The sequence below is a fragment of the Kribbella sp. NPDC058245 genome (genome assembly GCF_042882005.1).
GTDB lineage: Bacteria > Actinomycetota > Actinomycetes > Propionibacteriales > Kribbellaceae > Kribbella.
In genome coordinates this window covers 631,267-653,257 of the sequence record NZ_JBHVWY010000002.1, presented here as the reverse complement: position 1 = coordinate 653,257, position 21,991 = coordinate 631,267, and the positions used below count along the sequence as shown (strand labels likewise).

20 protein-coding genes are annotated in these 21,991 nt (G+C 68.6%); 9 read left to right on the top strand and 11 right to left on the bottom strand.

Annotated features, from left to right (window positions below; genetic code table 11):
* Window positions 1-29: 29 nt before the first annotated feature.
* The 5 genes from ACFVWG_RS06540 to ACFVWG_RS06520 all read right to left on the bottom strand — a co-directional run bounded on the left by ACFVWG_RS06540 (window position 30) and on the right by ACFVWG_RS06520 (window position 6,213).
* Window positions 30-668, bottom strand: coding sequence for a response regulator (locus ACFVWG_RS06540; protein ID WP_391542129.1), 639 nt, complete (start codon window positions 666-668; stop codon window positions 30-32).
* Complete coding sequence (locus ACFVWG_RS06535; protein ID WP_391542128.1) at window positions 665-1,906, bottom strand: sensor histidine kinase; 1,242 nt, start codon at window positions 1,904-1,906, stop codon at window positions 665-667. Before ACFVWG_RS06535 ends, ACFVWG_RS06540 begins: the two co-directional genes overlap by 4 nt.
* A gap of 24 nt (window positions 1,907-1,930) precedes the next feature.
* Window positions 1,931-2,704, bottom strand: coding sequence for an ABC transporter permease (locus ACFVWG_RS06530; protein WP_391542127.1), 774 nt, complete (start codon window positions 2,702-2,704; stop codon window positions 1,931-1,933).
* Window positions 2,701-3,606: an ABC transporter ATP-binding protein gene (locus tag ACFVWG_RS06525; protein WP_391542126.1), complete on the bottom strand. Its 906-nt coding sequence runs from the start codon at window positions 3,604-3,606 to the stop codon at window positions 2,701-2,703. Before ACFVWG_RS06525 ends, ACFVWG_RS06530 begins: the two co-directional genes overlap by 4 nt.
* 807 nt (window positions 3,607-4,413) lie before the next feature.
* Window positions 4,414-6,213, bottom strand: coding sequence for an AMP-dependent synthetase/ligase (locus ACFVWG_RS06520; RefSeq protein ID WP_391542125.1), 1,800 nt, complete (start codon window positions 6,211-6,213; stop codon window positions 4,414-4,416).
* A gap of 105 nt (window positions 6,214-6,318) precedes the next feature.
* Here ACFVWG_RS06520 and ACFVWG_RS06515 point away from each other — a divergent pair, with 105 nt between their 5' ends.
* The 7 genes from ACFVWG_RS06515 to ACFVWG_RS06485 are packed head-to-tail and all read left to right on the top strand — an operon-like array spanning window position 6,319 to window position 14,082.
* Window positions 6,319-7,206, top strand: coding sequence for an SRPBCC family protein (locus tag ACFVWG_RS06515; protein ID WP_391542124.1), 888 nt, complete (start codon window positions 6,319-6,321; stop codon window positions 7,204-7,206).
* Window positions 7,207-7,212: 6 nt separating this feature from the next.
* Window positions 7,213-8,523 carry an ArsA family ATPase gene (locus ACFVWG_RS06510; protein ID WP_391542123.1) on the top strand — a complete coding sequence of 437 codons (1,311 nt, stop codon included), beginning with the start codon at window positions 7,213-7,215 and terminating at the stop codon, window positions 8,521-8,523.
* Window positions 8,520-8,924 (top strand): hypothetical protein, encoded by a 405-nt coding sequence (locus tag ACFVWG_RS06505; RefSeq protein WP_391542122.1) that lies wholly within the window; start codon window positions 8,520-8,522, stop codon window positions 8,922-8,924. Before ACFVWG_RS06510 ends, ACFVWG_RS06505 begins: the two co-directional genes overlap by 4 nt.
* Window positions 8,915-9,889 (top strand): ROK family glucokinase, encoded by a 975-nt coding sequence (locus ACFVWG_RS06500; protein ID WP_391542121.1) that lies wholly within the window; start codon window positions 8,915-8,917, stop codon window positions 9,887-9,889. The genes ACFVWG_RS06505 and ACFVWG_RS06500 overlap by 10 nt, the downstream gene beginning before the upstream one ends.
* 55 nt (window positions 9,890-9,944) lie before the next feature.
* The gene (locus ACFVWG_RS06495; RefSeq protein ID WP_391542120.1) at window positions 9,945-11,084 is read left to right on the top strand and encodes an ROK family glucokinase; all 1,140 of its coding nucleotides are present in this window, start codon (window positions 9,945-9,947) and stop codon (window positions 11,082-11,084) included.
* The gene (locus tag ACFVWG_RS06490) at window positions 11,081-11,791 is read left to right on the top strand and encodes an endonuclease/exonuclease/phosphatase family protein (RefSeq protein WP_391542119.1); all 711 of its coding nucleotides are present in this window, start codon (window positions 11,081-11,083) and stop codon (window positions 11,789-11,791) included. The genes ACFVWG_RS06495 and ACFVWG_RS06490 overlap by 4 nt, the downstream gene beginning before the upstream one ends.
* Window positions 11,792-11,820: 29 nt before the next feature.
* Window positions 11,821-14,082, top strand: coding sequence for a glycoside hydrolase N-terminal domain-containing protein (locus ACFVWG_RS06485; protein ID WP_391542118.1), 2,262 nt, complete (start codon window positions 11,821-11,823; stop codon window positions 14,080-14,082).
* 856 nt (window positions 14,083-14,938) lie between these two features.
* On the opposite strand, the gene ACFVWG_RS06480 is transcribed toward ACFVWG_RS06485, so the two are convergent.
* From ACFVWG_RS06480 to ACFVWG_RS06460, 5 genes are read right to left on the bottom strand one after another with little or no spacing between them, the layout of a single operon-like run.
* Complete coding sequence (locus tag ACFVWG_RS06480; protein WP_391542117.1) at window positions 14,939-15,688, bottom strand: enoyl-CoA hydratase-related protein; 750 nt, start codon at window positions 15,686-15,688, stop codon at window positions 14,939-14,941.
* A gap of 5 nt (window positions 15,689-15,693) precedes the next feature.
* Window positions 15,694-16,119 carry a YybH family protein gene (locus ACFVWG_RS06475; RefSeq protein ID WP_391542116.1) on the bottom strand — a complete coding sequence of 142 codons (426 nt, stop codon included), beginning with the start codon at window positions 16,117-16,119 and terminating at the stop codon, window positions 15,694-15,696.
* A 4-nt stretch (window positions 16,120-16,123) separates the two neighbouring features.
* Window positions 16,124-17,353 carry a TIGR00300 family protein gene (locus ACFVWG_RS06470; RefSeq protein WP_391542115.1) on the bottom strand — a complete coding sequence of 410 codons (1,230 nt, stop codon included), beginning with the start codon at window positions 17,351-17,353 and terminating at the stop codon, window positions 16,124-16,126.
* 56 nt (window positions 17,354-17,409) lie between these two features.
* Window positions 17,410-18,066, bottom strand: a complete 657-nt coding sequence (locus ACFVWG_RS06465; RefSeq protein WP_391542114.1) for a hypothetical protein — start codon at window positions 18,064-18,066, stop codon at window positions 17,410-17,412.
* A complete protein-coding gene (locus ACFVWG_RS06460) occupies window positions 18,059-18,829 on the bottom strand; it encodes an alpha/beta hydrolase (RefSeq protein ID WP_391542113.1) in 771 nt (256 codons plus the stop codon). Before ACFVWG_RS06460 ends, ACFVWG_RS06465 begins: the two co-directional genes overlap by 8 nt.
* A gap of 300 nt (window positions 18,830-19,129) precedes the next feature.
* Between ACFVWG_RS06460 and ACFVWG_RS06455 the strand changes: the two genes are divergently transcribed.
* Together ACFVWG_RS06455 and ACFVWG_RS06450 are read left to right on the top strand one after the other, a co-directional pair.
* Window positions 19,130-19,894: a lysophospholipid acyltransferase family protein gene (locus ACFVWG_RS06455; protein WP_391542112.1), complete on the top strand. Its 765-nt coding sequence runs from the start codon at window positions 19,130-19,132 to the stop codon at window positions 19,892-19,894.
* 143 nt (window positions 19,895-20,037) lie between these two features.
* Window positions 20,038-20,658 carry a DUF4240 domain-containing protein gene (locus ACFVWG_RS06450; protein WP_391542111.1) on the top strand — a complete coding sequence of 207 codons (621 nt, stop codon included), beginning with the start codon at window positions 20,038-20,040 and terminating at the stop codon, window positions 20,656-20,658.
* A 63-nt stretch (window positions 20,659-20,721) separates the two neighbouring features.
* Here the strand turns inward: ACFVWG_RS06450 and ACFVWG_RS06445 are convergent, their stop codons facing one another.
* Window positions 20,722-21,684 carry a hypothetical protein gene (locus ACFVWG_RS06445; protein ID WP_391542110.1) on the bottom strand — a complete coding sequence of 321 codons (963 nt, stop codon included), beginning with the start codon at window positions 21,682-21,684 and terminating at the stop codon, window positions 20,722-20,724.
* Between the last annotated feature and the right edge of the window lie 307 nt (window positions 21,685-21,991).

Sequence of the window (21,991 nt, the reverse complement as noted above, 5' to 3'; positions counted from 1 at the left end):
CGGTCCGCACCTGCCGGCGGACCGGGACACTACCGGCCCAGAATCCCTTGCTCGTAACCCTTCGCGACCGCGGCCGCGCGATCGTTCACGTCCAGCTTGGTGAAGATGTGGCTGAGGTGCGTCTTCACCGTGGCCTCGCTGATGAACAGCTCGCGGGCGATCTCGCGGTTCGACGTAGCCTTCGCGACCAGGACGAGGACCTCACGCTCCCGCGCAGCCAACGGGCTCGGCGCCGGCGTCTGTACGGCGGACACCAGCCGGGAAGCGACTGCGGGGGAGAGGACTGCCCGCCCGGCCGCGGCCTCGCGAACCCCGAGGAACAGCTCCTCCGGGGGAGCGTCCTTGAGCAGGTAGCCGGTCGCGCCGGCCTCGATTGCGGGGACTGTGTCGGTGTCGGTGTCCCAGGTCGTCAGGACCAGCACCTTCGCGCGGGCCCGGCGACGCTGCAGCTCGGCGATCGCCTCGAGTCCACTGCCGCCGGGCATCCGTAGGTCCATCAGGATCACGTCGGGGTCGAGCTCAGCAGCCAGCGCGACCGCCTCGACACCGTTCGAGGCCTCGGCGAGCACGGTGAATCCCTCGGTGGACTCGAACATGCCGCGCAGCCCATTGCGGACCACCGGGTGGTCGTCTACCAGTAGCAGCGAGATCACGCGTTCCCCAGTCATCGTTCGTCGACCACCAACGGTACGCGGGCTGAGACCGCCGTACCGGCTCCTGGTTCTGCTTCCACGGTGAGTGAGCCGGCGATGCGCTCGGCGCGGGCGCGCATGCCGTCCAGGCCGAAGCCGCCGGTGCCGGTGCGGACCGGCAGGCGCAAGGGGTCGAAGCCGGACCCGTCGTCGCGAACGTCCAGCGTCACCTCACCATCCATGAAGCTGAGCGTCACGCCGGCCCGCGATGCATTTGCGTGCTTGCCGACATTCGCCAGCGCCTCCTGGGTGATCCGGAGCAAGGTCGCGGAGATCTCGCCGTGCAACTGTTGCGCGGTACCGGTGACAGTCAACTCCGTCTGTACGCCGGTCCGCTCCGCCCACTGGTCGACCGTCTTGCGCAGCGTCTCCGGCAGGCCGTCGTGCGAAAGCCCTTCTGGAGCTAGGTTCTGGACCGATCGACGGGCTTCGCCGAGGCTGTGCCGGGCGAGGTCGGTCGCGCGGCCGACGTGCTCCTCGGCGACCTTCGGATCCGCCGTGGTCGCGACGACCTGGAGCTGGGCGATGATGCCGGTCAGCCCCTGGGCGAGCGTGTCGTGGATCTCCGCGGCGAGCCGTCGGCGTTCGTCGGCGACCCCGGCCTCGCGAGCCTGGATGAGGAGCTGCGTGTGCAGAGCGGCGTTCTCCGCCTGTGCCTGCTGGAGTTCGGCGATGGTGGCGGCGCGCGCCCGCGAGCGCTCCTCCTCCTGCTCGCCCATGCGGCCGACGAAGTTCAGCAACGCGTTGTTGGCCGTCAGCAGGCACGCGAACACGATCCAGCCCACGGGCCCGTCGGTCGGGATGCCGCCGACCTGCGCGAACGAGATCGGCACCGAACAGGCGAACAGGGCAAACCGCCGCCGGCGCTTGCCGGGGATCAGGACGGCGGAGTCGAAGTAGCCCGCGGCCATGAAGAACGCGAAGAAGCCGTTCAGCAGCGAGAGCGTGGAGCCCAGCAACCAGCGGACCACGAAGTAGGTCACCGAGAGCGTATCCGGGCGGGAGCGCCGGGGGCCGGCCCACAACCAGAAGAGCTGGAGGACCGCGGTCGCGGCGACCACCGCGATGGTGAGCTGCTGCTTCCAGTGCTCCGGCGTGATCACGTCTTTGGTGATGAACGCCAGAATGCCGGCGATGACGAGCAGCAACGGCGACGCCAGGCGATTGAACATCGCCCGGCGCCGATCGATGGCATGATCGCTTGCGGTCGTCACAGCCTCAGTCTGCACGAGCGGGGCTCACTCCCACCGGAACCAGCGCATCGCAGCGGCCGACAGAACGATCGCCCAGGCAGCCAGTACGCCGAGCTGTGACCACGCTGGCCAATCGCCGGCCGCCGCCTCGCCGAGTGCCTTCGCAGCCGCGCCGAAGGGGGTGAGGGTGATGATGCGAGCCATCGCGTCCGGCATCGCCTGCACCGGGACCCACACGCCCGTGGTGAACAGCGCGGGGAAGTAGGCGACAGTGCCGATCGCGGAGGCGATCTTGGCGGTCCGCGCCACGGCGGTAATCAACGCGCCCAGGGACAGCGCCGCGGCCGCTGTGAGAACCAGCGTGATCGCGTAGCCGATCGGCTGGCTCGGCAACTTGACGCCGAACGCGATCCGGCCGATCGCCAGACAGAGCACGACCGAGGCCAGCGCAGCGCCCCCGGCCAGGACCACCTGCGCGGACAACAGCGCGGACGGGCGGACCGGAGTCGCCGACATCCGGCGCAGGATGCCTCGCTCGCGGTACCCGGTGAGGACCGGCGGCAGCATCTGCAGACTGGTCGTCACCACCGAGACCAGGACCAGAACCGGCACGTAGACGTCGATCAACCGCAGCCCGCCGAGCCCCGGATCTGCCTTCCGGAAGGATGTGATGGAGCCGAGAATCACGAGCAGGATCGACGGAAAGGCCAGCCCCCAGAACAGTACGCCGGGCTCACGCCAGAACAGCTTGGTCTCGGTGCGGAGGACAGCGGCGTACGGCGAAGTCCTTAGGGTCGGTGCGGTCGCGGTCGCGGTCATGAGGTGGCTCCGGTGAGGTTCAGGAAGGCGTCATCCAGGGTCGCGTCGGTGACGCGAAGCTGGTGCGCGGTGATGTGGTGCCGGACGAGCAGCGAGATGACCGCGTTGACGGTCTCGTCGGATCCGCTCAAGGTGATCCGGCCGTTCTTGTGCTCGACCGAGGCGAGCGCGGGGAGTGCGGCCAGCTCCTCGTCGTCGATCGGGGACGACGGCGTGAACGAGATGACGGTCGCGCCCGCGGATCGCGCGATCAGACCCTGCGGGGTATCGAGTGCGGTGATCCGGCCCTGGTCGATGAGGGCGATCCGGTCGCACAAACGCTGCGCTTCCTCCATGAAGTGCGTCACCAGCAGCACCGTGACACCGCGCGCCCGGACGTCCTCGACAACCTCCCAGGTCTCGCGGCGAGCCCGCGGGTCGAGCCCGGTCGTCAACTCGTCCAGTACGACGATCCGCGGGTTGCCGATCAGCGCGAGCGCGATGAACAACCGCTGCTTCTGACCACCACTCAGTACGCCGAACCGCTTCGTCAGCAGGGCAGTGAGCCCCAACCGCTCCGCGAGTGACCGCCACTCGGCCGGGCGCGGGTAGAAAGCGGCGTACAGCTCAAGGGCCTCCCGCACAGTGAGCTTGGCCTGCAACTCACTCTCCTGCAGCTGCGACCCCAGCACCTCGGTGACCGCCTCGCGATCGCTGGCCGGGTCCAGCCCGGTCACCCGCACCCGACCGCTGTCGGGCACCCGCAACCCCGAGATGCACTCGACAGTGGTGGTCTTCCCCGCCCCGTTCGGCCCGAGGATCCCGAAGATCTCCCCCTCGCCAACCGTGAACGACACATCGTCCACGACGGTCCGGCCGCCGTACGACTTCCGCAGACCACTGACCTCGACAACCGGATTCATACCCCGAGCTTGCCGGACCGCGCCCCCGGCCCACATCACCCGACAAGCTCGCCCAACCATCAACCGATCGGCTGATCCACCCACCCCACTGCCCCAATGTCCGAACGATCGCAGTACATGGTCGGCGCGTCTTCGGACATTAACGGCGTTGGCCCCGTCCCACCTTGAGCACGGCTCAGCCACTCGCCGGGCCCAAAAGCGGTCGGTGGGTGCTCAAGGTGGACGGGGCATCCGACTTTGAGCACGGTTCAACCGTTTCGTCGGCCGTCGCGTGGTTGAGCGGTGCTCAAGGTGGACGTGGCGTTCGACTTTGAGCACGGTTCAACCGTTTCGTCGGCCGTCGCGTGGTTGAGCGGTGCTCAAGGTGACTCGCCGGCCGCGGCTGCTGCGGCAAAGTCAGGGGATATCGGCTCAAGTTCACGGTTCTCCCCTGAGATTTTGAGGGGAGAAGGGTCCGTTTCAACGGATATCCCCTGAAATGGCGAGGGCCGGCACACGGCCGGATCCGGTACGTCGGCGTCGGCGGACCCCTCGAACCCGCAACGTCCGAAGAACCGCAGGGCCTGTCTCCGGGTGTTCGGACGTTGGCGCCGTATCCCCGTTAACGTCCGAAGGAGCGGAGGGCCTGTCTCCGGGTGTTCGGACGTTGGCGCCGTATCCCCGTTAACGTCCGAAGGAGCGGAGGGCCTGTCTCCGGGTGTCGGACGTTGGCGCCGCGTCCGCCTTGACGTCCGAAGGAACGTAGGGCCCGACGACGACGTCTTGCGGGGCTTCGGGCGCTGGAGCGGCGACCAGCTGGGGTGGGGACTACTTGGTGTAGAGGGCTTCTACGTCGTCGCCGTGGTTGGCCATGACGATGTGGCGGCGCAGCGAGAGCTTGAGGGAGAGCTCGCCGGACTCCTGGGTCCAGTCGGTGGGGAGGATCTGGAACTTGCGGATCGCCTCGGCCTTGGAGACCGAGTTGTTGGCCTCGTCGACGGCCTTCTGGATCTCGGCGATCAGGTCGGCGTCGTCGGTGAGGGACGCGACGTCGGTGGGCTTGCCGCGTTCGGTGGCCCACGGCACGATCGTTTCGGGGTCGATGGTGATCAGGGCGGCGATGAAGGGCTTGCCGTCGCCGACGACCATGCACTGGCTGACCAGCGGGTGCAGGCGGATCTGGTCCTCGAGGACGGTCGGGGCGACGTTCTTGCCGCCGGCCGTGACCAGGATCTCCTTCTTGCGGCCGGTGATCTTGATGAAGCCGTCGACGTCGAACTCACCCAGGTCGCCGGTGTGGAACCAGCCGTCGCCGTCGATCGCGGCCGTGGTGGCCTCGTCGTTCTTCCAGTAGCCCTGCATGACCTGGCCGCCCTTGAAGAGCAGCTCGCCATCCTCCGCCACGCCGACCGTCACACCAGGAAGCGGTCGGCCGACAGTGCCGATGCGGATGTCGTCGGGCAGGTTCACCGCGACGGCGGCGGTGGTCTCGGTGAGGCCGTAGCCCTCCAGGACCGGTACGCCGATGCCACGGAAGAAGTGGCCGAGCTTGTCACCGAGCGGTGCGCCGCCGGAGACGGCGTACTGGACCTTGCCGCCCAGGACCGCGCGGAGCTTGCTGAAGACGAGGCGGTCGAACAGGGCGTGCTTGGCCTTCAGGCCGAACGAAGCGCCGCCCTTTTCCTGCGCCTGCGAGTAGGCGATCGCGGTCTCGGCGGCGGCGTCGAAGATCTTGCCCTTGCCGCTGGAGTGCGCGTTCTGGCTGGCCGAGTTGTAGACCTTCTCGAAGACCCGCGGCACGCTCAGGATGAAGGTGGGCCGGAACGAGCCCAGGTCGGGGACCAGGTTCTTCACGTCCGGGCTGTGCGCGACCTTGACCCGCCGCATCACGCAGCCGACCTGGATGATCCGGGCGAACACGTGCGCCAGCGGGAGGAACAGCAGGGTGCTCGCGCCGGTGGTGTCGAAGAGCTCGTCGAGAATCTTGACCGCCGGCTCGAGCTCGGCCATGAAGTTCCCGTGGCTGATCCGGCAGCCCTTCGGCCGGCCGGTGGTGCCGGAGGTGTAGATCAGCGTCGCCAGGTCGTCAGGTGTTACCTCGGTACGGCGCTTGTCCCACTCGGCGTCGGTGACGTCGCGGCCGAGCTCGGTGAGCTGGTCGACCGCGCCGGCCTCGATCTGCCAGACCTCCTGCAGGGCAGGGGCCTCGGCGCGGGCCGACTCGACCACGGCACCGTGGGTGGCGTTCTCGACGAGGGCGACGACGGCCTCGGAGTCGGTCAGGATCCACTGGATCTGCGACGCCGACGAGGTCTCGTAGATCGGCACGGTGACGGCGCCGATGCTCCAGATCGCGTAGTCGATCAGAGTCCACTCGTAGCGGGTCGGGCTGAGCAGTGCGACCCGCTCGCCGTGCTTCACACCGGCCGCGATCAGGCCCTTGGCGACTCCGGTCACCTCGGCGGCGAACTCGGCCGCCGTCACGTCCTGCCAATTGCCAGCACCAGTGTCACCCGCACGCTTGCTGAACACGGCGGTGTCCGGGTGGGAGGACGCGTTCGCCCACACAGGATCGCTCAAGCTGCCGCCGGGCGGCTCAGTCACAGCAGGAACGGTGTACTCACGCATCCGCGTCTCCTCAGTCGGTCACGAATTGTCGACTTCCGGCGCACGCTACAGTCACTTACCCGCAAGTAGCCAGGTGAATGTGACCCAGGGAACTAGGTTTAGTTCATGCCCACGCTAGACATCAGTTGCGACGACATGGTCGTTGCTGATCCAGCCTACGTTGCCGAGCGGCTCGGCTCGGACACCCTCTGGCGTGAGTGGTGGCCGGAGCTCACGCTGACCCCGTCCGAGCGGCGTGGTGCGGAGGGTGTGCGGTGGGCTGTCACCGGGGCCGCGATCGGTACGGCGGAGTGGTGGCTGGAGCGGGTTCGCGACGGGGTCGTCGTGCACTGGTACCTGCGGGTCGATCCGGCCCGCCCGGTCCGGGGCCGGGCGCTCACCAGGCTGCGGGAACGGTATGTGACGCAGTACCGGGAGCGGTTGTGGGCGTTCAAGGACGAAGCCGAAACGGGCCGCGCCGCGGGCGAGCGACGTACCGGGGACCAACCCGCGATAGTCTCTCGCTCTGAGCAACTCCCGACGGTGCAGTCCCGGCAGCTAAGAGGTGAATCGATGGCGGAACAGACCACCTCGACCATCGTGGTGAACGCGACCCCCAAAGAGATCATGGCGGTGATCGCGGACTTCGCGGCGTACCCGGAGTGGGCCGACTCGATGCGGGAGACCCAGGTGCTGTCCACCGACGAGGCCGGCCGGCCCAAGCAGGTCCGGTTCAAGGTCGACGCCGGCGCGATCTCCGACGAGTACACGCTGGACTACGTCTGGTCCCGCAACGAGGTGACCTGGACGCTGGTCGAGGCCAAGATGGTCAAGGGCATGGACGGCGCGTATGTCTTACGAGAGCTCGGCCCTGGATCAAACGGGGGAACGGAAGTGACCTACCGGCTGGCGGTCGACATCGCCATCCCGATGATCGGCATGCTGAAGCGCAAGGCCGAGAAAGTCATCATCGACACAGCCCTGAAGGGGCTCAAGAAGCGCGTCGAGTCCTGATCTGACGTGACTCGGGTACTGCTGTACACAGGGAAAGGCGGCGTCGGCAAGACGACGTCGGCCGCGGGGACCGCGACGCTCGCCGCGTTGCGCGGTCTGCGCACGCTGGTGCTGTCCACGGACGCCTCGCACTCGTTGTCCGATGCCTTCGACTCCGAGGTCGGCCTGGAGCCGACCGAGATCGACGACCTGCTGTTCGTTCAGCAGATCGACGCGCAACGCCGGTTCGAGCGGTCCTGGGGTGACATCCAGGCCTATCTGCGCTCCGTGCTGCACATGGTCGGTGTCGACCCGATCGAGGCCGAGGAGCTGACCGTGCTGCCGGGTGCCGAGGAGGTGCTCGCGCTGCTCGAGGTCCGCGACCACGTCCGGTCCGGGCGCTGGGACGTGATCGTCGTCGACTGTGCGCCGACCGCGGAGACGCTGCGGCTGCTGGCATTGCCCGACGCGCTCAACTGGTACATGGAGCGGATCTTCAACGCCGAGCGCAAGGTGATGCGGACCTTCCGGCCGTTCCTGAGCCGCTCGTCGAGCATTCCGATGCCGGACGACACCGTCTTCGACGCCTTGCGGCGGTTGCAGAGCGACCTGTCGGACATCCGCGCGCTGCTGGCCGGACCGGACGCTTCGGTGCGGCTGGTGCTGACGCCGGAGGCCGTGGTGGTCGCTGAGGCTCGCCGTTCGCTCACGCGCTTGTCCTTGTACGGCTACCGAGTCGACGGTGTGGTGGCCAACCGGGTGTTCCCGGCGGCCGGCGCCGACACGTGGCGGCGGCAGTGGGTTGCCGCGCAGCGCGGGATCCTCGAAGAGGTCGCGGACTCGTTCCGGCCGCTGCCGATCTGGGAGTCGCCGTACCGGGTGTGTGAGCCGGTCGGCGTCGAGGAGCTGGCCGCGTTCGCCGTCGAGATGTACGGCGGGGACGACCCGTTCGCGCGGGCGACCGAAGAGACTTCGTTGTGGGTGGACCGGCATATCGACACCGACGGTCGCACCTACACGTTGACGATGCCGTTGCCGCTGGCGTCCGCCAGCGAGCTGGAGCTGGCCCGGCATGGTGATGAGCTGATCATCACGGTCGGGTCGTACCGTCGGGTGCTGCCGTTGCCGGCTGCGCTGGCTCGCGGTGTGGTGGCTGGAGCCCGGCTGGACGACGGGCGGCTGCAGGTGCGGTTCGCGCCGCGCGAGGTCGCACGGCCGGTGGAGATCCCTAGCGCGGCGGGACCGTTGGAGTCCGCTTCCGAGCTGGCTCAGGGGTTGACGGCTGAGTACCACGCCAAGCAGGAGGCGCGCGAGGCGGCGATCGGGGAGGGCCGATGAGTCCCAAGGAACCGGTGGGGTCACTCGCCGAGGAGGCCGCCCGGCTGTTCGCCGTACTGCAGTCTGCTGCTGACACGCACGCTGGACCTCCTCCTGCTGCTGAGGAGCCTTCCCCAGAAGAGCCACATGAGCACAAGTCGGGGCCGGACTGCGTCTGGTGCCCGGTGTGCCAGCTGATCAACAAGGTGCGCAACACCAGCCCGGAGACGATCGAGCAGCTTTCCACTGCTGCCGCGCACGTGCTCGGCTCGGTGCGGACGTTGCTGGAGTCGGCGGCCGAGGTCGCCCGGCAGAAGCAGGAGGACGCAGCGTCGCGTTCCCCGGAAGCGAAGGACGAGCCGGCCGCACCGCCCAAGGTGGACCGGATCGACGTGAGTGAGGACCCCGAACCATGGGACTGACCATCGGCATCGATGTCGGCGGGACGAAGATCGCGGCCGGCGTCGTGGACGCGCACGGCACGATCGGCGCCCGGACACATCGGGACACCCCGGCTGACTCGGTCGACGCGACCGCCGAGGCGATCATCGACGCGGCGGCCGAGCTGATCGCCGCGCACGACGACGTGGAAGCGGTCGGGATCGGTGCGGCCGGGTTCGTGTCGTCAGATCGGTCGACGGTCCTGTTCGCGCCGAACCTGGCCTGGCGGGACGAGCCGCTCGGCGCCCGGGTCGGCGAGAAGCTGAAGATCCCGGTCGTCGTCGAGAACGACGCGAACGCCGCGGCCTGGGGCGAGTTCGCCTTCGGTGCCGCGCGCGAGGCCGAGCACATGGTGTGCGTGACGGTCGGGACCGGTATCGGTGGTGGCGTGGTGATCGACGGGCAGCTGCTCCGGGGTGCGCACGGTGTGGCCGCCGAGCTGGGGCACATGCGCGTCGTACCGGGTGGTCATCGGTGTGGATGTGGCGCGCGCGGGTGCTGGGAGCAGTACGCGTCCGGGCGTGCGCTGGTGCGTGAAGGACGTGCGCAGGCGGAGTCGGGTTCGTTGTCGGCCGCGCAGATGCTGAGCGTGTGCGGGATCACGGATCCGGCCGAGCTGACCGGTCCGATGATCACCGAGGCAGCGGCCGCGGGGGATCCGTGTGCGGTGGAGCTGCTGGAGGATCTCGGGCGCTGGCTGGGTGAGGGGTTGGCGAGTATCGCGACCCTGTTCGACCCGACCACGGTCGTGATCGGCGGTGGCGTGAGCGCGGCCAAGGAGCTGCTGATGAAGTCGGCGCAGGTCGCCTTCGAGAAGAACCTCCCGGCCAAGGCGAACCGGCCGCACCCGACTTTTGGTTTGGCGCAGCTGGGCAACGACGCCGGCCTGATCGGTGCGGCCGACCTGGCCCGCCGCCCGGTCCCGGCCCTCGGGCCGGTCGAGTGATTCAGCCGATGCTGGATACTGGATCTACCGAGGGGGACACGACGAGGAGGCTCGTGTGGCTCTGACGCAGGCTTTGACGATCGGTATCGACATCGGTGGCACCAAGGTGGCCGCCGGGGTGGTCGACCCGGAGGGCAACATCCTGGACCGGCTGCGCCGGGACACGCCGACCAAGGACCCGAAGGAGACCGAGGACGCGATCGCCGAGATCGTGCACGACCTCGAGTCGCGGCACGACGTGATCGCGGTCGGGATCGGTGCGGCCGGCTTCGTCGACGGGACGCGCTCCTCGGTGCTGTTCGCGCCCCACCTCGCCTGGCGGCACGAGCCGCTGCGGGATGCGGTCGAACGGCGCCTCGGCCTGCCGGTCGTGGTCGAGAACGATGCGAACGCGGCCGCGTGGTCGGAGTGGCGCTTCGGTGGCGGGCAAGGCGAGAGCCACCTGGTCTGCGTCACGCTGGGCACGGGCATCGGCGGCGCGATCCTGAACGACGGCGCTCTGCAGCGCGGGAAGTTCGGTATCGCGGGCGAGTTCGGGCACATGCAGGTCGTGCCGGGCGGGCACCGCTGCGAGTGCGGGAACCGTGGCTGCTGGGAGCAGTACGCCTCTGGCAACGCGCTGACCCGCGAGGCCCGCGAGCTGGCGCTGTCCGGTTCGCCGGTTGCGCACAACCTGCTGCGGGCCGCCGGTGGTGATCCGCGGAAGATCAACGGGCCGATGGTCACCGAGCTGGCCAAGGACGGCGACCCGGTTGCCGTTGAGCTGCTCGAAGATGTCGGCCGGTGGCTCGGCATCGGCCTGGCCAACCTCGCAGCGGCGCTGGACCCGGGTACCTTCGTGATCGGCGGTGGCGTCTCGGATGCAGGTGAGCTGCTACTTGCTCCTGCACGTGAGGCGTTCAAGCGGACTCTGACCGGTCGCGGCTTCCGGCCCGAGGCGCGCATCGTGCGCGCGGTGCTCGGCCCTGAGGCAGGCATGGTCGGCGCGGCTGACCTGGCTCGCGAAGAAGCCACCTGGCTCCGCCGGGTCCGCGTCAAGACAACCGCTGTCACGGCGAAGACCGCCGCGGCGCGAGGCCGCTCCACCCGAGTGGAAAGGGCAGCCCGCAAGTCCGCGGCCCGTCGTACCGGGCTGCGCGCTGCAACTCCTGATCCTGATCTCCAGTCCGTCGACCTGAACGACTCGGAGGCATGACCGAACCGCATCCGCCCGCTGCGCTGAGGGTCCTCTCCTACAACGTCCATCGGTGGGGTGACGACCGCGAGGCTTTGGCGCGGGTGGTGCGGGCCTGTGCTCCCGACGTGATGTTGGTGCAGGAGGCTCCTACCTGGTGGGGGACTCGGCGGAAGCGGCGGGCGATGGCTGCGACCTTTGGGTTGCGGTACCTCGCGGCGTCGGCACGCAACGCGGTTTTGGTTGCTGACAGCATCGATCTGGTCGAGCCGTTGCACTGGCGGATCTGGCGGCCGTTCGTGCGGCGGAGGTTGCGGTTCATTGCTACTCAGCTGCCCGGTGGTGCGGTCGGTGGACGGGTGACGGTGGGGTCGGCCGAGGTGGCGTTGGTGGTGTGCCATCTGGGGCTGCACATTCTTGGCCGGCAGCATGAGCTGGAGCAGGTCCTGCGCGGCTGCCGCTCCTTCGGTACGCCGTTCCTGCTGGTGGGTGATCTCAACGAGACGCCGGACGGGCCGGTGTGGAAGCGGTTGGCCGAGGAGGGGCTGGTCGACCTCGGGGCGGATGCCGGGCCGACGTTCAGCTCGTCGGATCCGCAGCGGCGGATCGACGGGGCGCATGCCTCGCCGGAGCTCTCCGGCCGGGTGCTGCCGATCCCGGGCGAGGTGGCGGACGATCTACCGCAGGCATCTGATCACCTTCCCCTCTTGATCGAGCTGCACCTCTGAGACATAGGATCTCTCGCATGGTGAATCCGGTGAGCAGCTTGCGCTACGACCGTCCGGCGGGGGAGTGGGTGGAGGCGTTGCCGCTGGGCAACGGCCGGATCGGGGTGATGTGCTTCGGCCGCCCCGGCACCGAGCGGCTCGCACTCAACGACGAGACGCTGTGGTCCGGCAGTCCGGAGACCCAGCGACTCCTCTCGCAGCCCAAGGGTGCGGTCGGATCGCAGGCCCTGCAGGCGGTTCGCGACGCGGTCGCGGCAGGCGACGTACGGCGGGCCGAGGAGTTGGCCACCGGATTCCAGGCCGGCCACTCGCAGGCGTATCTACCGCTGGGTGACCTGCTGCTCGGCTACACGGTCAGCGGCGACGCGACGTCGTACCGGCGGGAGCTGGACCTGGATACGGCGGTCGCCACGGTCGAGTATGAGATCGGAGGTCTGTCGCTGCGGCAGGAGACCTTCGTCAGTCACCCGGCGGGTGTGCTCGTCGTCCGCGTGACAGCTTCGGGGCCGATCGGGGTCACTGCTCGGCTGACCTCGCAACTGCAGTCCTCCGCGGTCGAGAACGGCCTGCTGGTTCAGGCGCCGGCCGACGTGGCCCCGCCGCACCGCGATGGTGTTGAGGCTGTGCGCTATTCCGACGGTCCTGATCGCGGCATGGCGGCGGCGATTGCACTCCGCAGCGCGAGCAAGGACGCGACCGAGTTCACCTTCGTGCTGTCGACCGCGACCGGGTACGACGGTCCTGCTGTCGCGCCGACGCGCACCCGCGAGGAGTGCTTCGCCGAGGCGGACGCGCGGGTCCAGGCCGCGCTCACTCGTGGGTACGACGACCTGCTGGCCGAGCATGTGGCCGACTACCGCGCCCTCTACCGCCGCTCGACGCTTGACCTTCCGGCCAAGCAGACCGCGGTTGCCGAGTTGCCGACCGACGAGCGGCTGGCGCACAACGACGACCCGTCGCTGGCCGCGCTGATCTTCAACTACGGCCGCTACCTGATGATCGCGAGCTCGCGGCAGGGCGGTCTGCCGACCACGCTGCAGGGGATCTGGAACGACATCCTGCAGCCGCCGTGGAGCTCCAACTACACGGTCAACATCAACACCGAGATGAACTACTGGCCGGCCGAGACCACCAACCTGTCCGAGTGCCACGAACCACTGCTCACTTATCTCGGTCACCTCGCCACGGCAGGCCGTCGTACGGCGACTGAGCGCTATGACGCGGCCGGTTGGGTCGCGCACCACAACGCCGACGCCTGGTGCTGGACGGTCCCGGTCGACGGCAACCCGAAGTGGTCCAACTGGCCGATGGCCGGCACCTGGCTGGTCCGGCATCTGTGGGACCACTACGCGTTCACCGGCGACCGCGAGTTCCTCGAGCAGGCCTGGCCGGTGTTGCGTGGGGCCGCTGAGTTCTGCCTGGACTGGCTGACCGAGCTGCCCGACGGAAGCCTCGGTACGTCGCCTTCCACGTCGCCCGAGAACGAGTTCGTCGCGGCGGACGGGGAGCCGGCGTCGGTCACGGTCTCGTCGACGATGGATCTCGCGCTGATCGCCGACCTGTTCGACCGGTGTGTCGAGACCGCCTCGGTGCTCGGACTGACCGACGTACTGGTGGATCAGTTCGCGGCGGCGCGGAAGCGCATCCCCGATCCGTCGATCGGCAGCCGGGGACAGTTGCAGGAGTGGGCGGCTGATCTGCCGGAGCAGGAACCGCACCACCGGCACATGTCGCACCTGATCGGTCTGCACCCCGGCGACCTGATCACCCCGGACGGCACCCCCGAGCTCGCGGCCGCGGCCACCCGGACGATGGACCTGCGCGGTGACGAGGCCACCGGTTGGTCACTGGCCTGGAAGATCAACCTGCGCGCCCGGCTTCGTGATGGTGCGGCCGCCCATCGGTTGATTCGCGCGTTCCTGACCTTGGCCGACGACACCGAGACCGACTACGTCGGCAGCGGCGCGGGCGTCTACGCGAACCTGTTGTGCGCGCACCCGCCGTTCCAGATCGACGGCAACTTCGGCGCCACCGCCGGTATCGCCGAAATGCTCCTCCAAAGCCACACCGGCGAGCTCGAACTCTTCCCGGCTCTCCCCGCGGAATGGCCGACCGGCACCATCACCGGTCTCCGCGCCCGCGGTGGTGTCACCGTCGACCTCACCTGGTCACCGGGCGTCCGTGAAGCGGTCCTCACCCCCGACCAAGACCAACGCATCACCCTCCGCCACGGCGACACCCGCACCAACCTCCCCCTCACCGCCGCCCAACCCCACCACCTGATCCTCTGACCCCGAGACCCTTGCGTCCGAACAACCGCCGTACCTGGTCGGCGTGTTTTCGGACGTTAGCTAGAGATCGCCGCGTAAACTCTCTGACATTTCGTAGGCCTGCCCATGGCGTGGTGGGAGGCCAATGACATGCGGTGGGCCCTCCCACCATTTGGGGCTTTTGTGACGTAGCTGTGGGTGGTTCGCGCGTTGTCGGACCGGCGGGTTGCCGTCCGAGCGCAGGGCCTCGGCCGATGTGGTCGGCGAGTGGGGGGAGTAGGTCGCCGACTGGACGCACTGTGCTGCTGGACATCGATTGCTGGCGGCAATCTCCTTCCACTCGACGTCGTACCGCTGTTTTCTGCACGGCGACTGAACCCACCGTGCTCGCCGAGGGCGGAGGGATGCGGCGGGAGGGCGTGGAGTGGCGGGGCGGGGGCGGACCGCCAGCACTGACTAACTCTGCGCGGCTCGGACAGTTCACGCTCGGCACCACCTGCACGAGTCGCCGCACGAGAGGTTAGACAGTGGCACAGGTCCGCGGGGGCGCCGGATACAACCCGGGGGGTGCGCACCCCCAACGGGGGCCTTGAACAAGCTATGCCTTGTTCACAGTCCCCATTTCCTGTCCACACCTCAGCAACTGCACGCAGGCCACCTACTGCCAACGCTGGAACAGCACCCAGCCAGCCCACCAGCACGCCAGGTCAACAGCCCCATCACACGAGGAAGACCGGTACGCCGCACCACCCACGAATGGGTCAGAACAGGCCCATTTGGTGGGCTTACCCATCAGGTGGTGGGTGTTGGACTCGCATGCGGGTGGAGAACCCACATGCTCGTGGGTTAACCCATGAGATGGCGCCGTTGGGGTGGGTTACTTCTTGCGGCGGTTCAAGAAGGCGAGCATGGCTTCCTGGGCGGCGGGGGAGCCGAACAGGGACGCGGACAGCTCGGCCAGCTCGGTGCCGCGGGCGTCGATGTCGGCGAGGAGCTCGCGGTTGAGCAGCTTCTTGGTCTCGCGGAGACCCTGGGGGACGCCGAGGAGGACGGACTCGACCATGGACTCGAGGACCTCGTCGAGCTCGTCGTCGTTGACGGTGAGCGTGACGAGCCCGAGGCGGGCGGCCTCCAGGCCGTCGAAGCCGTTGCCGGTCAGGAACGTGTACGCCGCCGCGCGGTCGGTCAGGCGGGGGAGCACGGTCAGCGAGATCGTCGCTGCCGCGAGTCCAAGGCGCACCTCGGTCAGCGCGAACGTCGTACTGGCCGCGGCCACGCTGATGTCGGCCGCGGCGACGATGCCGATGCCGCCGGCCCGGACCGGTCCGGCGACGCGGGCCACCACCGGCTTGGGGTTGGCGACGATCGCTCGCTGTACGTCGACCATCCGCTGCGCGCCGACACCCATGCCGACGCTGGTCGCCTCGGACATGTCCGCACCGGAGCAGAACACGTCGAGGGCCGACCGGATCACGATCACCCGGACCGCGTCGTCGCCGGCCGCGCTCTCCAGGTGCTCGAGCAGTTCACCGGTGAGCTGCTGGGAGAGCGCGTTCTTGTTGTGCGGCGAATCCAGGGTCAGCGTCGCGACGCCGTCGGTCACGGTCAGGTGCACAAGCTCGGTCATAGGGGTCATCCAAGCAGTTGAGGGGTCGGCGGGGCTGCCATTGGGTCCGCATGCCGGTGGACCATCTTCCAGCCGCCATCCTCGACCCTGAACACCATCGTCACCCGCAGTTCGTGACGATGCTCACCCGGGCGATCGACGTACCGGACCGTGCAGCGCTCGATCGCGACCGTGTACGCCGAGTCGGAGCCGACGTGCTGGTCCAGGTACTCGAACTCGACCTCCGCGCCGCTGGGTGCGAACTGGGCCGACGCCCATGCGTAGCGCGGGCCGACCTGCGACCAGCCGGTCTCGTGGCCGCCGAAACCACCGAAGATCGAGCTCACCTCGCTCCGCGACACCAGCGGCATCCACCGCGAGACATCGCCGTTCACGAACGCGGAGTTGGCTTCTTCGAACTCGTGCAGGAACGCGGCGAAGGCTTGGGTCACCCGGCTATTTTGCCTCGGCGTACGACGGGCTGAGCTCGCGGGCCAGGTGCTCGACGAACAGGCCGACGTCGGTGACGATGCCGCGGGCCTGGGACGAGCCCCGGTCGGCGAGCTTGGTGACGGTGGCCGGGTTGATGTCCACGCAGGTCAGCGGGATGGAGGCGGGCAGAATGTTGCCGGTGGCAACCGAATGCAGCATGGTCGCGGCCATCAGGCAGTACCCGACGCCGGGCAGTTCGTTGCGCATCGCGCGCTGGCCGTCGAGGACGTCGGTGTAGACGTCGGGCAGCGGGCCGTCGTCGCGGACCGAACCGACCAGCACGAACTTCTTGCCCTGCTTGACCAGCGCGTGCATGACGCCGGAGGTGAGCACGCCCTGCTCGACCGCGGCCGCGATCGAACCGGCCTTGCGGACGGTGTTGATCGCGCGGATGTGGTGCTCGTGCCCGTGCTCGACCCCGCGACCACGGGCCAGGTCGACACCGAGCGACGTACCGTAGAGGGACGACTCGATGTCGTGGGTGGCCAGCGCGTTCCCGGCGAACAGGACGTCGACGAACCCGGCCTCGACGAGCGCGACCATGGCCGGCGCCGCGCCGGTGTGCACGATGCCGGGACCACCGACCCAGAGCACCTTCAGGCCGTTGGCCTTCGCCTCCCGCATGCCGTCGGCGACCTGCTTGACCAGGACCCGCTGCGGCTTCTCGCTGGAGACCTCCGACTCCATGAAGCCGAAGGCCTCTTCGGTGTTCGCGACGATCGGCGGGGTCACCTTGACGCCCTGCGCGCTGGAGATGATCCGCATCCCGGCCTTCACGTCGGACATCGGGATGGTCCGGACGATCTCACCCTCGACGAGCAGACCGCAGTCCATCTCCGGGTTCTGGACGGCGACCCAGTGGCCGTTGAGGCGGACGCTCGTCGGCAGGTTCGTGGTGGAGTAGAAGCCGTCCGGGAAGACGCCGTCCCGGGTCACCTCGGCGATCTCCGGCGTGCCGGGGTCGACCAGGTTCGCGCCCTTGGTCTGGATCCGCATCAGCAGCCGCTGCAGCGATTCCTCGTCGTCCGCCCCGACCGTCATCCGGACCGTGGACGGGTCGTCCTTGTCGTAGCCGAGGTCGAACTTGTCCAGCGTGTACTCACCGCCGTACCCGCGGATGTCGTCGAGCACCCGGGAGAGCAGCCCGGAGTCCATCAGGTGGCCGGTGATCTCGACCGTCTCGCTGACCTGCACGGGGTGACCTCCCTCAACAAAAACGTCAGATTGTCCGACGATCTGCTGATGCTAACTCACACTACGGCCCCGTCGTCGGGGGTGTCGTCCTGGGCCGGGCGGTCCTTCATCCGGATCACCAGCGTCAGGAAGCCGCCGATGAAACCGGCGACGGCGACCGCGGTGATCCGGCGGTCGCCGAAGTCGAGGACCGCGGCCAGGATCAGCAGGATCGGCCCGCCGAGCGCGCCGAGCCAGGCGAGCCGGCTGGCCCAGTCCAGCTTCGGGCCGCGCGGAGGCTCCGGCGGCACGAAGTGGTCATGCGGGTCATCAGCAGGTCGCTTCGGGCGGGCCTCGGGCTCGTCCTCGGGGTCGTCGCCGACGATCAGACCGGCCGGTACGTCGATCAGCGGTTCGTACTTCTCGTCCACGTCCTCGCTGACCGGCCACCGCGGGACCGGTGTCTCACCGCCGTCGTGGCCGGGCGCGGACGGCGCGTTGAACTGCTCGACCAGCGACTTCCACTCGGCGTCCTCGGTGGCGCGCGCGATCACGGGGCGGGCCTGCTCGACCTGGTCGGCGTCGACGAACAGCTCGTCCGGTACGTCGTCGGAGCTTTCGCAGTACGCCGCGATGCCCGCCGTGGCCAGGGCGGCCAGGACCGGCTCGGCGACCAGGGAGTCGATCCGGCCGAACGAGGTGTACTTCGCGGCGGTCAGGCCGTTGTCACGCATCGGCGGGACCGGTCACGCGCGCAATGAAGGCCGCGCTGTCCTCGAAGATCCGCGGAGCGTCGTTGTCCAGAGTGGCCACGTGGTAGCTGTTCTCGAGCAGGGTCTCGGTCACGTCGCGCGACGATACGGCTGCCAGCACGTTGCGCGCCGAGCTCGCCTCCACGACATGATCGACAGTACTCCGGAACAACAGCAGCGGCTGGGTGACTTTGGCCAGATCTGCTCGGGTCACCTTCCACAGCTGCGACAGCGAGAGCATCGCCCGCAGCGGCATCCGCGCGTACCCGTGCTCGTCCACGCCCGGCTTCTTGATGTCGTTCGCGATCGGCGGGAAGGACGGGATCACCTTGGCGATCACCGGCAGCAGCGCGGCCCGCTTGTCCTCGGTGCTCACCGACGGGTTCACCAGCACCAGGCCGGCGATGTCCGCCCCGTGCTCCTCGGCCAGGCGCAGCGCCAGGCAACCGCCCATCGACAGTCCGGCCACGACCACCTGGTCGTGCTCCTTGCGTAATCTGGCCAGCTCGTTGTCGAGAACGGCGTACCAGTCCTGCCAGGTGGTGCGGTTGGCTTCCTGCCAGGTGGTTCCGTGGCCGGGCAGCCGCGGCACGGCCACGCCGTACCCCAGTGCGGCCAGATGCTCACCCCAGGGGCGCATCGAGTACGGCGTACCGGTGAATCCGTGACTCAACAGGACGCCGACGGCGGCGTTCGCGCCGGTCCCGGCACTGCGGAACTCCTCCGCGTGGACTTGCACTGGCACGGTCGACTCCTCGCCCGGTCGTGGGGTTCCTCACACGCGGCATAGGGCGGTGGCATCGAGCCCCCACCCCGCCGCGTCACCAATGGTCGCATCTGGACTTCCTCCAGTCTGCATCCAGATGACAACACGGTGAGCAACGTGGGCATTCCTGGCGGTGACATTGCCTGAGGGGGAAGCTGGAACGTAGTCTCCGCACCGGCGGGCACTGGTGCCGGCGGCGGTACGGGCGGACCATGAACGGGTACCGTGGTTCTGTATCTGTGATGAACGATGTCGGGCGAGTGACGGAGGTCGAGGCGGATGCTGTACCTGCTCATCAGACAGTTCATCGTTGCACCATTCGTGAAGCTCTTCTTCCGGCCCAAGGTGACGGGGTTGCACCACATCCCGAGCGAGGGCCCGGCGCTGCTGGTCAGCAACCACCTCGCGTTCTCGGACTCGATCTTCCTGCCGGTCGCGGTACCCCGGCAGATCGTCTTCCCGGCCAAGTCGGAGTACTTCACCGCGCCCGGGATCAAGGGCAAGCTGATGGCGACCTTCTTCCGCTCCATCGGCCAGATCCCGATCGACCGCTCCGGCGGGCGGGCCTCGCTGGCCGCGCTGAACACCGGCCTGGACATCCTGAAGAAGGGCCAGCTGTTCGGGATCTACCCCGAGGGCACCCGGTCACCCGACGGCCGCCTGTACAAGGGCAAGACCGGCGTGGCCCGGATGGCGATCGTCGCCGGTGTCCCGGTGATCCCGGTCGCGATGATCGACACCCACAAGCTGCAGCCCCCGGGCTCGGTGCTGCCGAAGGTCTGGCGGCGTGAGCCGGGCAAGCTGTTCCCGCGGATGAACCGTCCGGGCGTCGCGGTCGGCGAGCCGCTGGACTTCTCGCGCTACGAGGGCATGGAGCGCGACCGCTTCGTGCTGCGCTCGGTCACCGACGAGATCATGTACGCGCTGATGGACCTGTCCGGCCAGGAGTACGTCGACATGTACGCCGACAAGGCCAAGGAACTGCTCAAGGCCGGCGAGTCGATCGACGATCACCTGCGGCTCGGCGACACCAAGGCTTCCTGACCTCCCAGTACGGCGCGCGCCGCTGTCGCCGCGGGCCGGCATCGCGGCGCTGATGGTGGCCGAGGCCGAGCACGCCGCCTACCCCGGTGAAGTGGGAATCGCACTGTTCGGATGACCCGCTCGGGTACGTAATCATGGGCGCCATGGATCGACAGGGGTTTTGGGACACGATTGCCCGGGCGCGAGCCTCGGTCGAGGACACGTACGGCGACACCGAGGAGTTCGCGGAGGCACTGACCGACGTACTGGCCGAGCTGGAGCCGGCCGAGATCGCTGCCTTCGACCACGAATTCCAGCAGCTGCAGGCGGAGTCGTACCGGATCGACCTCTGGGCGGCGGCGTACCTGATCTGTGGCGGTGCCTCCGACGACGCCTTCGACTACTTCCGCGCCTGGCTGGTCGCCCAGGGCCGACCCGCCTGGGACGCCACCCTCACCAGCCCCGACTCCCTGGCCAACCTCCTCGACCCCAGCGCCGACGCCGACTTCGACGGTGAGCTGGTCATGTACGCCGCCGCCACCGCCCATGAACGCGTGACCAACTCCCCACTCCCACCCACCGCCACCCAGGCCGCCGTACTGGCTGGCGACCCCTTCGACTTCGACGACGACGCCGAGCTCCAAACCCGCCTGCCCCGCCTCTACGCCGTCATCGAGTCCCTAGAGGCCGACCCCGAAGACGAACCAGACGAACCAGACGAAGAGGACGACGAAGACGACGACCAGCCCACCCCGTACGGCGACGCCTGGACCCCCCGCCGCTGAGCTGTCGAGTCGAGGTGGGGCGTTGATTGGGCCGGTCAGGGCTGAAATCCACCCCACTCTGGGTCAGCGGCCGACCGGACAGGTGGGCGAGCAGGGCTGAGGGCGGCCTGGCCAGCCTCGGTACTGCAGGGCCGCGGCGACTTGCGCGGCGGCCTCGCAGGGGCGGGTGACCAACTGGTAGCCGAAGCGGAGGGTTATCTTGCCGCTGGTCGCGGCAGCGTTGTCCCGGCTCATGTCGCGCCATCGGCTGATCGGATCCAGGTGCCCGGCCTGACCGTCGAGCTCGACGATGACCCCGGACGGCTCGTGCTCGGTGTCGCGGTAGATCGTCCCGCCACTCCCGGACACCCGCACCTGCCGGGTCGCGCGCGGGAGCCCATGAGCGCGCTCGACACGCTGCAGATACGCACGCTCGAGGATGGAGTGAACACCCTGGCCCGCGTCGAGCAGAATCTGCCGGAGGAATTGGCGGCCTCGCAGCCGGGCAAAGGAGTCCAGTTCGGTCAGGAGCCGCGCTGGGGTCGTTCTGCGCTGCCGGCATGCGTCGAGGAGCACGGCAGCTTGCCGGAAGGCATCGCGATACGAGCTCGCGGTCGTCAGCAGCGCCGCCTCCAAGCGGATCATCGGTGGCTCGCGCGCATCCAGAACCAACGCCTCGAAGTCGCGGTGCCGGGTGACGCGGATGCCCGGTCGAGGGTCGAGTCGCCGTGCGTGCGGCACCGCGAGGTGGACCTGGTCATCGCGCCAATCGCCTTCGCCGCCGAAGCGGCGAAGAGAAGTCTCCCCAGCCAGCGCAGCGTCCGGCCCGCAGCCGAGCCAGGCTGCCCACATCCGGATCTCCCATGGCAGGGGTCCAGTGAAGTCGGCGTACACCCCTGCACGCACCCGTTGCAACTGACGCGCCCGGCACCGTCCCTGCAGTACCTTCTCGCTGACTCCGTGGGCCAGCGCCTGTGCCCTGCTGAACGCCCCCGCCTGCCGACCCCGCAATTCCCCAAACGCGGCCGACACCTCGTCGTCCCTCACCAGTGCACCCCTTCCCGCCGAACGAACTCCGTCGCCAAGAAGATGCACCTCTCACCCCTGTCTCGTTCTTCCCATCTCTCATCTGTGGACAACTCCCCAAACCGGTTTGGGGAGTCCACGCAACGGCCGCAGCCGATCTGGGGAGGATCCGGGCCCGGTTCGGGGGGTGGATCCTCCCCGAACGTGATCGAGGAAGGCGTCAGCCCTCCCCAAACCGGTTTTGGGGAGGGGGAGCGGGGGTTATTGGTTTGGGGAGGATCTGGGACGGATTCGGGAGGTGGATCCGCCCCAAAGCGGTTTGGGGAGG

Bases quoted from the DNA above. Each gene is read 5' to 3' on its own strand.
- ACFVWG_RS06500 (WP_391542121.1), top strand. From the start codon at position 8,915: ATGGGACTGACCATCGGCATCGATGTCGGCGGGACGAAGATCGCGGCC.
- ACFVWG_RS06465 (WP_391542114.1), bottom strand. From the start codon at position 18,066: ATGCGTGACAACGGCCTGACCGCCGCGAAGTACACCTCGTTCGGCCGG.
- ACFVWG_RS06525 (WP_391542126.1), bottom strand. From the start codon at position 3,606: ATGAATCCGGTTGTCGAGGTCAGTGGTCTGCGGAAGTCGTACGGCGGC.
- ACFVWG_RS06450 (WP_391542111.1), top strand. From the start codon at position 20,038: ATGGATCGACAGGGGTTTTGGGACACGATTGCCCGGGCGCGAGCCTCG.
- ACFVWG_RS06480 (WP_391542117.1), bottom strand. From the start codon at position 15,688: ATGACCGAGCTTGTGCACCTGACCGTGACCGACGGCGTCGCGACGCTG.
- ACFVWG_RS06520 (WP_391542125.1), bottom strand. From the start codon at position 6,213: ATGCGTGAGTACACCGTTCCTGCTGTGACTGAGCCGCCCGGCGGCAGC.
- ACFVWG_RS06455 (WP_391542112.1), top strand. From the start codon at position 19,130: ATGCTGTACCTGCTCATCAGACAGTTCATCGTTGCACCATTCGTGAAG.
- ACFVWG_RS06540 (WP_391542129.1), bottom strand. From the start codon at position 668: ATGACTGGGGAACGCGTGATCTCGCTGCTACTGGTAGACGACCACCCG.
- ACFVWG_RS06505 (WP_391542122.1), top strand. From the start codon at position 8,520: ATGAGTCCCAAGGAACCGGTGGGGTCACTCGCCGAGGAGGCCGCCCGG.
- ACFVWG_RS06490 (WP_391542119.1), top strand. From the start codon at position 11,081: ATGACCGAACCGCATCCGCCCGCTGCGCTGAGGGTCCTCTCCTACAAC.
- ACFVWG_RS06515 (WP_391542124.1), top strand. From the start codon at position 6,319: ATGCCCACGCTAGACATCAGTTGCGACGACATGGTCGTTGCTGATCCA.
- ACFVWG_RS06530 (WP_391542127.1), bottom strand. From the start codon at position 2,704: ATGACCGCGACCGCGACCGCACCGACCCTAAGGACTTCGCCGTACGCC.